This window comes from Amycolatopsis sp. NPDC051758 (assembly GCF_044453095.1).
Lineage (GTDB): Bacteria > Actinomycetota > Actinomycetes > Mycobacteriales > Pseudonocardiaceae > Amycolatopsis.
Genome location: NZ_JBITCJ010000005.1, coordinates 241,886 through 254,704, shown reverse-complemented (window position 1 = coordinate 254,704; position 12,819 = coordinate 241,886). Strand labels below are relative to the sequence as shown.

Sequence of the window (12,819 nt, the reverse complement as noted above, 5' to 3'; positions counted from 1 at the left end):
CGAAGCCGAAACTCAGACTTCGGACGGCACGATGTTGACCGTCTTGCGGCCACGCTTCTCGCCGAACTGGACCGCACCGGTGGCCAGCGCGAACAGCGTGTCGTCGCCGCCACGGCCGACGTTCACGCCGGGGTGGAACTTGGTGCCACGCTGGCGGATCAGGATCTCGCCGGCGTTGACCTGCTGGCCGCCGAAGCGCTTGACGCCGAGGCGCTGCGCGTTCGAGTCACGACCGTTGCGGGAGCTGGACGCACCCTTCTTGTGAGCCATAGCTCAATCCTCTTTCAGTCTTACGAAGATCCGGAGAAGTTCTTTACAGCGAGATGGCGGTGACCTCGACGCGGGTCAGCTTCTGCCGGTGACCCTGACGCTTGTGGTAGCCCGTCTTGTTCTTGAACTTGTGGATCCGGATCTTCGGACCCTTGGTCTGCTCGACGACCTTGCCGGTGACCGAGACCTTCGCCAGCGCGTCGGCGTCCGTGGTGACATCGCCACCGTCGACGTACAAAACGGCGGGGAGAATGTGCTCGGTGCCCGGCTCGCCCTCGAGCTTCTCGACCTCGACCACGTCGCCGACGGCAACCTTGTACTGCTTGCCGCCGGTCTTGACGATCGCGTACGCCGACACGGAAGTCTCCTGCATTACTCGACAATGGGTGGGGGCCCGCACGATCGGCCCACCTCCGGGAAGGCGGTCCTGAACTCGCGCAGCGACCTGCTCTGGTGGCAGGCCGTACTACAGGTTACGTGGGGTGCCCCGGTGCGTTACCACCGGGGTCCCCTAGTTGTTCACTTGCTCTGATCCGAGGCGTGCACCGGCGGGCCCGCCGGCCGCGACGCGGCCCGGCGCGGACGGCGCCGGGTGGAGCGCACGGCCGGTTCGGGCACGCTGACCTCGGGTTCGGCGACCGGCTCGGCGGCCTCCGAAGACTCGTTGACCGGCTCTTCCACCGGCTCCGGCGCCGAGGAACGCTCGACGGACGGCTCTTCCTGCGGCACCGGCGTCTCGTCCGCTTCGGTGGTCACGGGGGTGCCCGCGACCTCCTTGGCGGGCTCCGGAGCCGGAGCGGCCGACTGCGGCACCTCGGTGGCCTGGCCGGCCTCCGCCGTGTCGGTCACCTCGGGGACGGGCCCGTTGCCGTTCAGGGCACCGTGCTCGTGCGGCTGCTCCTTGGCGGCCTTCGAAGCGTTCGCCATCGCCGCCACCGCGGACGCGACCGACGCGCGCTGCTCGGGCGGCGGGACGGCGTGGACCTCGGCCTTGGCGGCTTCGGCCTGCTCCTTGGCGGCCTCCTCGCCCTTGCCGCGGCCCCGCGACCGGCGGGAGCTCTTCTCCCCGCCGCCGCCGTTGCCGCCGCCGTTGCCACCACCGCCGTTGCCGTTCCCGCCGTGGGAGTGCGCGCCGCCACCGGTGCGCTGCACCTCGGTCGAGACGAGCACGCCCCGGCCCTTGCAGTGCTCGCACGGCGTCGAGAACGCCTCCAGCAGGCCGGTGCCGATCTTCTTGCGGGTCATCTGCACCAGGCCGAGCGAGGTGACCTCGGCGACCTGGTGGCGTGTGCGGTCGCGGCCGAGGCACTCGGTGAGGCGGCGCAGCACCAGCTCGCGGTTGGACTCGAGCACCATGTCGATGAAGTCGATCACGATGATGCCGCCGATGTCCCGCAGCCGGAGCTGGCGGACGATCTCCTCCGCCGACTCCAGGTTGTTGCGGGTCACCGTCTCCTCGAGGTTGCCACCCGAACCGGTGAACTTGCCGGTGTTGACGTCGATCACCGTCATCGCCTCGGTGCGGTCGATGACCAGGTAACCGCCCGACGGCAGCCAGACCTTGCGGTCGAGCGCCTTGGTGATCTGCTCGTCGATCCGGTGGTCGGCGAACGCGTCACCGGTGCCGGTGTAGCGCTTGAGCCGCTCGGCCAGCTCCGGCGCGACGTTGCTGACGTAGTCGTTGATGGTCTCCCACGACCGGTTGCCCTGGATCTCGAGCTTCGCGAAGTCCTCGGTGAACAGGTCACGCACGACCTTGACCAGCAGGTCCGGCTCTTCGTAGAGCATGGTCGGCGCGCCGCCCTTGCGGCCGGAGCCGGCGTCGGCCTTCTCCTTGATGACGTCCCACTGCGCCTTCAGGCGGTCGACGTCGCGGCCGAGCTCCTCTTCGCCGATGCCCTCGGAGGCGGTGCGGATGATGACACCCGCGTCCTCCGGGACGATCCGCTTGAGGATGTCCTTGAGCCGGCGGCGCTCGTTCTCCGGCAGCTTGCGGGAGATGCCGGTGGCGCCGCCCGCGGGCACGTACACCAGGAAGCGGCCGGGCAGCGAGATCTGCGTGGTCAGCCGGGCACCCTTGTGCCCGACCGGGTCCTTCGTGACCTGGACCAGCACGGAGTCGCCGGTGGACAGCGCCTGCTCGATCTTGCGGGCCTTGCCCTCCAGGCCGGCGGCGTCCCAGTCGACCTCACCGGCGTAGAGCACGGCGTTGCGGCCACGGCCGATGTCGATGAACGCGGCCTCCATGCTCGGCAGCACGTTCTGGACGCGGCCGAGGTAGACGTTGCCGACGATCGAGCCGGAGCCCGACTGCGTCACGAAGTGCTCGACCAGCACGCCGTCCTCGAGCACGGCGATCTGCGTCGCGTCGCCCTTCTCGAGGACGACCATCGTGCGCTCGACCGACTCCCGGCGGGCCAGGAACTCGGCCTCGGACAGGATCGGGGCGCGGCGGCGGCCCGCCTCACGGCCGTCGCGGCGGCGCTGGCGCTTGGCCTCCAGGCGCGTCGAGCCGCGGACGCTGCGCACCTCGTCGCGCGCCGGGCGCTCACGCTCGGCGCGTTCGGCCTGCTCGGCCTTGGCCTGGCGGACGTGGGTGACGGTGTTGGGCGGGTCGTCGGTGCCGGAGTCCCCGGCGTCGTCGCCGTCCGAGCCCTTGCGGCGACGGCGGCGGCGACGGCGCTTGCTGCCGCCTTCACCGTCGTTGTCACCGTCGTTTTCGGAGTCGTCGTTTTCCGGCTCTTCAGCGGCGTCCGATTCGTCCTTCGCGGGCTTTTCGTCGGCGTTGCCGTTGCGGGAGCGGCGCCGCGCGGGCTGCTGCTGCTCCTCTTCGGCCTGGGCGTCGTCACCCTCGTTCTCGTCGCTGCCGTCGGCGCCCTTGCCCCGGCCACGGCCGCGACGGCCACGGCGGCGGCGACGGCGGCTGTTGGCGTCGTCACCGTCGTCGTCACCGGAGTCGGTGGCCGGCGTGGTGTCTTCGGCCTCCTCTTCCTCGGCGACCTCGGGCTCGGGCTGCTGCTTCTTCACCGGGGCCGGCGGCTCCGCGAACGGGTCGGCCGGCTTGCGCGCCGGCTTGGTCGCGGCGGGCTCGGGCGGCAGGAAGACCGGCGACGGCGCGGCGAACACCGGCAGGTGCGCGCGGGTCTTCTGCCGCGGCCGCGGCTTCTCGGCCTCGGCGGCCGGGACCTCGGGCACCGCCGGAGCGGCGGAGCGCTGGGGCTCCGGCTCGGTCTTGGCCGGGGCTGCCTCGACGTCTCCGCCGGAGAAAGCTTCGGCGACCTTGAGTGCCACGTCCCTGGTCACGCTCGACTGCGCGCTGCGGACGCTTTCGCCCAGTTCGGCCAGCTTCGCGAGGACGTCCCGGCTGTGCGACTCGAGCAGCTTGGCCAGCGCGTGCACGCGGATCCGGGCGGGCAGGTCGGCCAGCGGGCCGGTCGGGGGTGTGGCGGGATTCCCGCCGGTGTGCTCGGCGGGTGTTTCCGCGTTCGACATGTGTCTCCTCCGCCCCCGGGCGCGTCTGCCGGTTGCACCGGCAGGGACGCGGCCGCGCAGGGGCCCCTTTCTGTTCGTTCCGCCGTGGTGGTCACCAGCGGCGGGAATCCTGGCCCGACGACCGGGCGCCGCACCACCGCATCCGGCGGCGCAACCCGGTCAAAGGTCTGCTCGGCGGCGTGCGTGGCCAGGCTCTCTCGACCCCCGGGCCACCCGCCACGTCGTCCAGCCGCCCGCTTCCAGGCGGCGACGCGTCGCGGGAGTTCACGCACATCACCGGGCCACAACACCGCAGGCAGCACCTCTCACGTGCGCCCCGCGGCCCGGTGGCCTCCCCGAGTATCCCACACCGGGTGACTCCTCCGTTGTACTCGGTACCTCCGCCCATGCCGCCGGGCGCGCCGCGGGACCCACCGGCCGGGGGATATTGGCCGGATCGCTTGTCCGCCGGGCACGGGGTGGCTACCGTGCGGCTCGGGGTGACCGGGATCTCGCGCGCCGGCACCCGCGGTTCCTGCATCCGGTGGGAGGTCCGGTGTCCCTGCTGGCGCGGCCGCTACGGGCGGCCGTGTGCACCGTCCTGGTGCTTTCGGGATGCGTCACCGCCGGTCCGGCGGTGGCCGACGAGCTCGGTTGCGCCCACGGCCGGAGCCTGCGCTACGTCGTCACCTTCGACCGCGGCACGACCGAGGCTGCCGCCCGGGCGCAGCTCACCGGCGCCTGCGGGGCCACCACCGTCTACTACCCGCAGATCGCCGTGGCGGTCGCCACCTCGGGCGACCCCGGGTTCGGCGACCGGATCGGGCTCGACCGGGCGTTCAGCGCCCAGGCCGGCCGGCTGGCCGCGCAGCGTGTCACCGAGGTCAAACCGCAGCCCGCGCGGGCAACGCTGGCCGTCACCGATCCCGCGAAGGTGCCCACCGCCGACCTGACCTCGAAGCAGTGGGACATGCGGATGATCAACGCGGGCCGCGGGTTCTCTGACGGCAGCCGTGACGTCGTCGTCGGCGTGCTCGACTCCGGCATCGACCCGGCCCACCCGGACCTGAGCGGCGCCCTCGACCCCGACGACTCCGCCGGCTGCCTGACCGGCGCCCCCGACCGGTCGCCGACGGCCTGGGCGCCGACGACGTCGGTGCACGGCACGCACGTCGCGGGCATCATCGCCGCGGCCGACGACGGGCACGGGGTGACGGGCGTGGCGCCCGGCGTGCGCGTCGCGTCGGTGAAGGTGATCGACGACCGTGGTTACGCCGACCCCGAAGCCGCGGTGTGCGGGCTGATGTGGGCGGCTTCCCGGCACATGCGGCTGACGAACAGCAGTTTCTTCGTGAACCCGTGGACGCTGTCGTGCATCCGCGGCAACGACCGCGGGGTGGTGCACGAGGCACTGGCGCGCGCGGTCGAGTACAGCACTTCGGCCGGCACGCTGAACGTCGCGGCGGCGACCAACGAAGCCGTCGACCTGACGCCGTCCGCGCGATCCGGCTCGCCGGGGGCGGGCACCGGCTGCGAAGCCCTGCCGGCCGCGCTGCGGGACGTCGTCGCGGTGTCCGCCGTCGGCTCGGACCGGGTGAAGGCGGGGTACAGCTCGTACGGGCTCGGCGTGATCGACGTCACCGCGCCGGGCGGGGAGGCGGGCGAGTGCGTGCTGTCGACGGTGCCCGGCGGGTACGCGCCGCTGTGCGGGACGTCGATGGCCGCGCCGCACGTGACCGGGGTGCTGGCGCTGCTGGCGTCCGCGTCGCGGGAGGCCGGGCCACGCCAGCTTCGCCGGAAGCTGGACGCGCAGGCGATGGCGATGGCCTGCCCGGCCGACTACGACCTCACCGGGGACGGGCTCCAGGACGCGTATTGCGCCGGGTACGAGGGGTTCAACGGGTTCTACGGGCACGGGATGGTGGACGCGCGGGCCGCGGTGGCACCGCTGGGACGGCCTGATCCGGCCAGGTGAGTGTCGTCGGCTTGTGATCGAAGCCGGATCCGGCGTGATCCGGGACGGAACTCGCGTGATCAGAGGCGGAACTCGCGTGACTGGGCGGACGACACGGGGCGGTCAGGTCAGGAGGAGCTTTGCGATCCGGCGGGTCGAGGCCCACATGCCCACTGCTCCCAGCACCAGCAGGTACGCCAGGTTGCCGAGCATCGACGGCGAGAGCAGGCCGGTCGCGAGGCCGCGCATCAGCTCGATCGCGTGGTACAGCGGGAGGCAGCGGACCACCCACTGCACCGGCTCCGAGTACACCGACAGCGGGAAGAACGTCGTCGCGAACAGGAACATCGGGGTCAGCACCAGCTGGATGTAGTCGAACTGGGCCGTCGAGCGCAGGAACGTCACCAGGGCCATGCCGATCGCCGAGAAGGCCAGCCCCACCAGCAGCGCCGCCGGGACCATCAGCAGTGCCCACCACGACGCCAGCAGCCCCATCGCCGCCGCGATCGCGAGGAACGCCACCGCGTAGAGGCCGCCGCGCATCATCGCCCAGCCGATCTCGCCGAGCGCCACGTCCAGCGGGCCGATCGGCGTGGCCAGCATCGCGTCGTACAGCTTCGCGTAGCGCAGCTTGAAGAACAGGTTGTACGTCGACTCGTACACCGCGCCGTTCATCGCCGACGTCGCCAGCAGCGCCGGCGCCACGAACGCGACGTAGCTCATCGGGCGGCCGTCCGGACCCGCGACCTCGGTGACCAGCTTGCCGAACCCCAGCTGGAAAGCCACCAGGTAGAGGAACGGCTCGGCCGCGCCGGAGACGAAGATCGCCCAGTTGTTGCGGCTCACGCGCACCGACCGCTCGACGAGCATGCGGGCGCGGCCCGCGTACAACCCGGGCGGCAGGATCCGCAGCAGCAGCCCGGCCCGCGCCGGGGGAGCTTGGACGCTCACCATCACTCCATCAGCCTCCGGTAGAAGGCCCGGTGCGCGACCGCCCACCCGGCCGCGAACAACGCCGCGAGCACCGCGAAGTGGCCGAGCATCGCCCAGCCGCCGACTCCCCCGACGCTCGCGCCGCGGGCCAGCTGCGTGCCGTGCCACAGCGGGGAAAGCCAGGCCAGCCAGCGGATGGCGCCCGGCAGCTGCGAGATCGGGAAGAACGTGCCGGAGAACAGCGTCATCGGCATGACGACGAAGCGGAAGATCAGCCCGAAGCGCTGGCCCTCGTCGAACGTCCGGGCCGCCAGTGCGGTGATCGGCGTGGCGCAGGCGAGCCCGGTGACCGTGCCGACGAGGATCACCAGCAGCACGCCGGGACCGGTCCAGGCGCCGAAGAACAGCGCGACGAACGCGTAGATCGCGCCGGCGAGCGTCAGCCGCAGGGTCGTCCAGATCAGGTGGCCACCGAGCACCTGGCCCGGCGACACCGGCGTGGCCGTGACAGCCAGGTAGTCCTTCTGCCACTTGAACCCGGACAGCACCGGGTAGCTCGACTCGCCGACCGCCTGCTGCGCGGCGCCGGCGGCCAGCAGCGCCGGCGCGATGTACTGCAGGTACGACAGCCCGCCGGTGACCGCGCCCGGTCGCACCTGCGAGCCGAAGCCGAGGCCCATCGCGGCGAGGAACAGCACCGGCTGCAGCCCGGTGGAGTACAAAGTGGACAGCCAGTGGCGCCGGTACCAGGTCCAATACCCTTCGACGCGCAGCCAGGCGCCGTGCCAGCTGCCGACGACGCGGCCGGTGGATTCGACGGTGGTCATGGTCGCCTCCCGGCCCCCGGGCGGGGTGCGGGGGCTGCGCTCCCGCCGGACACCCTGACGAGGGTCATCGGCGAGCGCTTTCCGCGAGCATGGTGCTTCCTCATCCCGAGTCAGTCCACCAAGGTCCGGCCGGTCAGGCGGAGGAACACGTCCTCCAGGGAACTGCGCCGCACCAGGCTCGACAACGGCCGCACCCCGCGCGAGTGCGCGTGCTCCAGGGTGTCCTCGCCGTCGTTGCTGTAGAGCAGCACGCGGTCCGGCAGCACCTCCACGCGCTCGGCGAGCCCCTCGACCTGCTGGGCCGCGGCCACCTGCTGCCCCACCGGGAACCGCAGTTCCACGACCTCCCGTGTCGAATACCGGCTGATCAGCTCCGAAGGCGACCCCTCCGCCGCGATCCGGCCGTGGTCCATCACGACCAGGCGGTCGCACAGCTGCTCCGCCTCGTCCATGTAGTGCGTGGTGACGATCAGCGTGGTGCCCTGCTCCTTGAGCCGGAACAGGCGGTCCCACAGCAGGTGGCGGGCCTGCGGGTCGAGCCCCGTCGTCGGCTCGTCGAGCAGCAGCAGTTCCGGGTCGTTGACCAGCGAACGTGCGATCGTCAGCCGGCGCTTCATGCCGCCCGACAGCGGGTCCACCTTGTCGGCCGCCCGGTCGCCGAGCTGCGCGAACTCCAGCAGCTCGTCCGCCTTGCGCCGGGCCGCCGCGCGCGACAGCCCGAAGTAGCGGCCGTAGATCAGCAGGTTCTCCCGGACGGTCAGCTCGACGTCCAGGTTGTCCAGCTGCGGCACCACACCGAGGCGCGCGCGGATCCGCGGCCCGGCGAGCTCCGGGTCCAGCCCCAGCACCCGCAGGTCACCGTCGGTGCGCGGCGACACGCACGCGATCATCCGCATCGTCGACGACTTCCCGGCGCCGTTCGGGCCGAGGAAGCCGAACGCCTCCCCGCGCCGCACCTCGACGTCGATCCCGCGCACCGCCTCGAACTCGCCGAAGCGCTTCACCAGGGCCTTGGCCTGCACGAGTGCCGGTTCCCGGTCCTCCGATTCGTCCACACCCCGACCATAGGACCGGGCACCGACAAAAACCGAACGGTTTAGCCGCGCACGGTGACGACCAGCGTGCGTGTCACCCCGTTGACGGTGACCGACAGCCGCGCGACACCCGGCCGCAACGCCGTCAGCACGCCGGAAGCCGGGTCGAACGACGCGACGTCCCACGGCGCCGGCGGCCACGCGCCGGCGATGTGCGTGCCCCACGAGCCCGTCCAGTCCGCGCTCACCGGGTAGGACACCGGCACGTCCCGGGTGCTCTGCCGAACGGAAGCGCGGACCACTGCGCGTTCGCCGCGGGCCAGTGACGCGGGCCCGGAAACGGTCAGCGAATCGACGTTCGGCCGCGTCTCGAACCGCACCGGCTGCGCGCGGTCGGCCGGGTCGACGCGCACCAGCGTCCAACCGACGAACCCGCCGTCGCCGGGCGCGGCCGCGGGCGCCTTGCCCGAGTTGCCGTTGACCAGGTACGGCACCCCGTCGACACGGGAGAGCGAAAACACGCCGGCGTGCGAGGCGATCGCGGCGGCGGGCTTGCCCGAGGTCTGCTCGAAGCCGGTGAGCCACTGGGTCAGCAGCGCGGCCTCCTTGCGGTCGCCGAGCTGGGAGTTCCCGGTGGGGCTGGGATCCTGCACCGGGTGGTGCATGGCGACGACGACCCCGCGCACGGACCGGTCCCGCGCAGCCGAGTCGAGCGCCGAGCGCAGCATCCGGACCTGGTCGAACCCGCCGGCCCGCAGCGAACCGCGGGAGGAGTCCAGCAGCACCAGGCGGATGCCGTGCACGTCGACGACCCGGTGGGTGTCCCCGAAGACGGCCTGGAAGTTGGCGAGCCCGTTGCCCGCCTCGGCTTCGTGGTTGCCGGGCACGTAGTACCAGGGCACCTTGCCGTCGAGCTCGTCGGTGATCACCTGCTTGGCCAGGGCGAAGTCGGGCGCGGTGCCGCGGTCGACGAAGTCGCCGTTGAGCAGCACCAGGTCCGGCTTCGCCGCGACGGCTTCCCGCAGCGCCCGCCGGGCCTGCGCGACCAGCGGACCGGCCGGGTCGTCCGCGGTGAACTGCGCGTCGCTGACCACCGCGACCCGCAGGCCGCCGGCGAGGGTGCCGTCGGTGACCAGCGCCGGGTCGTGCGGCGCCGGATCCGCCGGCACCGCCGTGGTCGGCGCCACCTCGAAGGTCAGGTCGTCGAACACGAGGTGGCCTTCGTACTGCTGGTCCGGCACGTTCTCGACGGCGTAGAAGCGCGTCAAGCGCTGGCCGTCGGGCAGCCCGGCCGGCACGGCGGCGGTGACGTACCGCCAGCCCGTCCAGTCGACGCTCAGCGAAAGGTCCACGACGGACGGGACGTTCGCCGCGTCCCGCAGCTCCGCGCGCAACCACGCGCCCTTACCGTCGCCGTTGACCCAGAGCCCGATCTTCTGGGTGCCGGACGGCACCGGCAGCGCCGCGGCCGGCGTGACGTAGGCGGCGCGGGTGGCGTTGGTGCCGGTGAGCCGGTAGTCCAGCGCGAGGCCCTGGCCGCCGTCACGGCCCGGCGCCGCGGACAGCGCCGCGCCGACGACCGCCGGGAACACCGTCGCCGTCCAGCCCGCCGGACCGTCCAGCGGGGAGACGACCTGCGGCACGGTGCCCACCGAAGCGGCGAGGTGCGTGGTGAAGCCCGCCGCGGTCGCGGTGATCGCGGTGGCGCCGGACGCGGTCAGCGCCGTCACGGTGTACCCGTCCCCCGACGGCTCGACCCGCACCACCGAGTGGTCGTAGCCGAGCTTGACGTCGTCGGGCTCCAGCCAGGTGCCGTAACCGTCGTCGTCGTAGCCGTAGACCTTGAACGTGCTCCGGGCGCCGGCGCCCGACAGCGCGACCTGCTCGGTGCTCGTGCCGAGCCGGACCGGCTTGCCCAGCACAGAAAGCGTCGTCTTCCCCGAGGCGCGGCCGGACTTCGCGACGACGTCGACGCTGCCCTTGCCGTGGCCGGTGACGACTCCGTGCGTGACCGCGGCGCGCCGGGGATCGGAGGAGCTCCAGCGCGGGTCGGCGGCCACCGCCGCGCCGGTCTCGTCGTGGCCGTCGGCGACCAGGCGCCGGGTCAGGCCGGTCAGGACGCGGTTCGCGTCGGCGGTCGTGACCGCGGGGGCCGGGGCGAAGCCGGTGAGCTTGCCGCTGCCGGGCACGGTCGTGACGCCGATCCCGTTGGGCACCAGGCGTTCCCCACCGTCGGACGGCGAGTTCCGGACGCTCGGCGCGGATTCACCCTCGTTGCGCGCCAGCAGCGTCGACGAGCCGCCGCCGTCGAGGTTGATCGCGTCGTCGGCGCCGAGGCTCTTCATGTGGCGCGCCAGTTCGAGCTCGGTCATCCCGCGGCTGTCGGCCTGGCGACCGTCCACAGTGGCCAGCCACATCCGCCGGCCGTCGGCGGAGAACCCGACCGCGGTCCGCGGGTGCATGGCGACGTTGTCGACGGGCTGCACCACACCGTCGCGCAGCAGGACTTCGTTGCCGCCCACCGCGACCGCGATCTTTCCCGCGTCCGTGCGCGGCGCGTAGGTGACGCCGACCGCGTCACCCGGCTTCAGCGCGGCGAGCGCGTCCGCGCCGGCTTCGCGCGCCAGGAGCACCGTCGTCCCCGCCGCGATCGGGCCGTCCGCGGGCTGCGGGCGCACACCCGTGACCACGCCGTCGCGCAGCTCGACTTCGAGCACCCGGGACGCGCCCGCCACCGACGTCGCGCGGGCCGAGGCGCCCCACAACGGCGTGTAGACGCCGATCGCGTCGCGGCCGAGGACCGGGCTGTTGAAGTTAGTCGCCTGCACAGTGCCGCCGGGCAGCGTCACGGTGGCTTCGAGGAAGACCTCGGCGAGCCGGGCCTTGCCCTCGTCGGTGATCGACGCGGTGAGGTTGTGCCCGGCGGCGGGCGCGGTCTGCAGCTGCCCGTGGTCGATGCCGACGCCGATCGGCGCGCCGGTGGCGTTGATGTCGAAGAAGTCGCCGTTCACCCCGGCGACCGCGCCCGCCCGCGCGACCTGCTGCGAGAGCGGTGTGCGCGCGGAAACCGTGCCCGGGCTGAGATAGCTCGGCCTGAGCACCTTGCTGCCCAGGTCGATCGTGAGGGTGTCTCCGCGGATCCAGCCGGCCGGGTCGAAGCGGTCGAACTGGGTCAGGCCGAGCCCGGGCGCGACCTCGGTGGTCGCGCTGGCGGTGACGAGCCCGTCGTCGGGATCCGCGGTGGCGAAGGCGGCCGGGCCCTCGTGGGCCGACGACGCGGCGGGCGCGGCCTCGACCGGCGGGGTGCCGAGCGGCGCCGCGAGGGGATCGGCGTGGGCGGGGACGACGAGCGTCGTCGCGAACAGCGCGGCGAGCGCGCCCGGCAGCACAAAACGGGACTTCTTCACCAGGTACCCCAGTATCGAGTGAGCGCGTGAGCCGGACCAGCACAGCGCAGCGGCACGGCCGGGGGAAGGCTTCCCGGTGAACGCCGCCTGAATGGTCTAGAACAGCTACCGGGTCAGGGGGTGAGCGGGGCTGCGAGCAACGCGGTCGCCGCGGCACCCTCGGCGCGCGGCGCCGGGCCGGTGCGCTTCCACAGGCGCAGCAGGAGGTCCTGAGCGGGCCCCTCGACCGTCGCGCTTTCCGCGGCTGGGCCCAGCGCCGGCGGCTCCCCCGGGTGGACGGTCCAAACGTCGCCGGTGTCGGTGGCGTGCAAGGAAACCGGGCCGGGCAGCTGCGGCACGGGGTGCCAGCGCGTCACGCGCGGCAGGAGGGTGCCCAGGACCTCGTCGACGCCGTCGGCGGCCACGGCCGGATCGAGCGTGCAGCCCGTGCCGGCGGCGCCGTGTGCGTCGGCGAGGTGGACGGCGGTTTCGTGGACCTGGCGGCGGTACCAGAACGCCTTGGTCTTCTCCGCGCCGCCGAAGTGCCAGCAGCGGTCATCGGGGTTCGCGGCTTCCAGCGCGGTCAGGAGGTCGTGCGCGCTTTCGGCGTACCAGGAGGCCAGGTCGCCGCCGGGGCCGTCGGTGAAGCTCTGCCGTTGTGAGTCGCCGGTGACGACGACGGAAGTGGCCCAGCGGTGCACGTTCCCGAGGTGCGTGCCGAGGTCGGCGAGCGTCCAGGTGCCGCAGTCCCGCACCGGTGCGGACCCGTCGGTCGTGCGCAGCACCTCGGCGAACCGGCCGGTCAGCTCCCGCAGCGCGGGGAGGTAGCGGCGGGCCGGGAACGGCATCGTCGTCACGGATCCTCCGACAGCTTCAACGGGGTTTGGGCGGCGAAGCCCCGGATGTCACCGAAGGGAACCGGGGCCACGCGCGGGCGTGGCCCC

9 protein-coding genes are annotated in these 12,819 nt (G+C 72.8%); 1 reads left to right on the top strand and 8 read right to left on the bottom strand.

Features of this window, described 5'->3' with window-relative positions:
* Nucleotides 1-12: 12 nt before the first annotated feature.
* The 3 genes from rpmA to ACIA5G_RS24565 all read right to left on the bottom strand — a co-directional run bounded on the left by rpmA (nucleotide 13) and on the right by ACIA5G_RS24565 (nucleotide 3,762).
* A complete protein-coding gene (gene rpmA, locus ACIA5G_RS24575; RefSeq protein WP_364008655.1) occupies nucleotides 13-270 on the bottom strand; it encodes a 50S ribosomal protein L27 in 258 nt (85 codons plus the stop codon).
* 43 nt (nucleotides 271-313) lie between these two features.
* The gene (gene rplU / locus ACIA5G_RS24570) at nucleotides 314-628 is read right to left on the bottom strand and encodes a 50S ribosomal protein L21 (protein ID WP_003067132.1); all 315 of its coding nucleotides are present in this window, start codon (nucleotides 626-628) and stop codon (nucleotides 314-316) included.
* 161 nt (nucleotides 629-789) lie between these two features.
* A complete protein-coding gene (locus ACIA5G_RS24565; protein ID WP_395927001.1) occupies nucleotides 790-3,762 on the bottom strand; it encodes a translation initiation factor IF-2 N-terminal domain-containing protein in 2,973 nt (990 codons plus the stop codon).
* A gap of 535 nt (nucleotides 3,763-4,297) precedes the next feature.
* Between ACIA5G_RS24565 and ACIA5G_RS24560 the strand changes: the two genes are divergently transcribed.
* Nucleotides 4,298-5,716: a S8 family peptidase gene (locus tag ACIA5G_RS24560; RefSeq protein WP_395926999.1), complete on the top strand. Its 1,419-nt coding sequence runs from the start codon at nucleotides 4,298-4,300 to the stop codon at nucleotides 5,714-5,716.
* A gap of 102 nt (nucleotides 5,717-5,818) precedes the next feature.
* On the opposite strand, the gene ACIA5G_RS24555 is transcribed toward ACIA5G_RS24560, so the two are convergent.
* The 5 genes from ACIA5G_RS24555 to ACIA5G_RS24535 all read right to left on the bottom strand — a co-directional run bounded on the left by ACIA5G_RS24555 (nucleotide 5,819) and on the right by ACIA5G_RS24535 (nucleotide 12,732).
* Nucleotides 5,819-6,649: an ABC transporter permease gene (locus ACIA5G_RS24555; RefSeq protein WP_395926997.1), complete on the bottom strand. Its 831-nt coding sequence runs from the start codon at nucleotides 6,647-6,649 to the stop codon at nucleotides 5,819-5,821.
* Complete coding sequence (locus ACIA5G_RS24550; protein WP_395926995.1) at nucleotides 6,649-7,455, bottom strand: ABC transporter permease; 807 nt, start codon at nucleotides 7,453-7,455, stop codon at nucleotides 6,649-6,651. Before ACIA5G_RS24550 ends, ACIA5G_RS24555 begins: the two co-directional genes overlap by 1 nt.
* 110 nt (nucleotides 7,456-7,565) lie before the next feature.
* Nucleotides 7,566-8,510, bottom strand: a complete 945-nt coding sequence (locus tag ACIA5G_RS24545) for an ABC transporter ATP-binding protein (protein WP_395926993.1) — start codon at nucleotides 8,508-8,510, stop codon at nucleotides 7,566-7,568.
* A gap of 41 nt (nucleotides 8,511-8,551) precedes the next feature.
* The gene (locus ACIA5G_RS24540; RefSeq protein ID WP_395926991.1) at nucleotides 8,552-11,896 is read right to left on the bottom strand and encodes a phosphodiester glycosidase family protein; all 3,345 of its coding nucleotides are present in this window, start codon (nucleotides 11,894-11,896) and stop codon (nucleotides 8,552-8,554) included.
* Between the two features lie 113 nt (nucleotides 11,897-12,009).
* Nucleotides 12,010-12,732, bottom strand: a complete 723-nt coding sequence (locus tag ACIA5G_RS24535; protein ID WP_395926989.1) for a maleylpyruvate isomerase family mycothiol-dependent enzyme — start codon at nucleotides 12,730-12,732, stop codon at nucleotides 12,010-12,012.
* Between the last annotated feature and the right edge of the window lie 87 nt (nucleotides 12,733-12,819).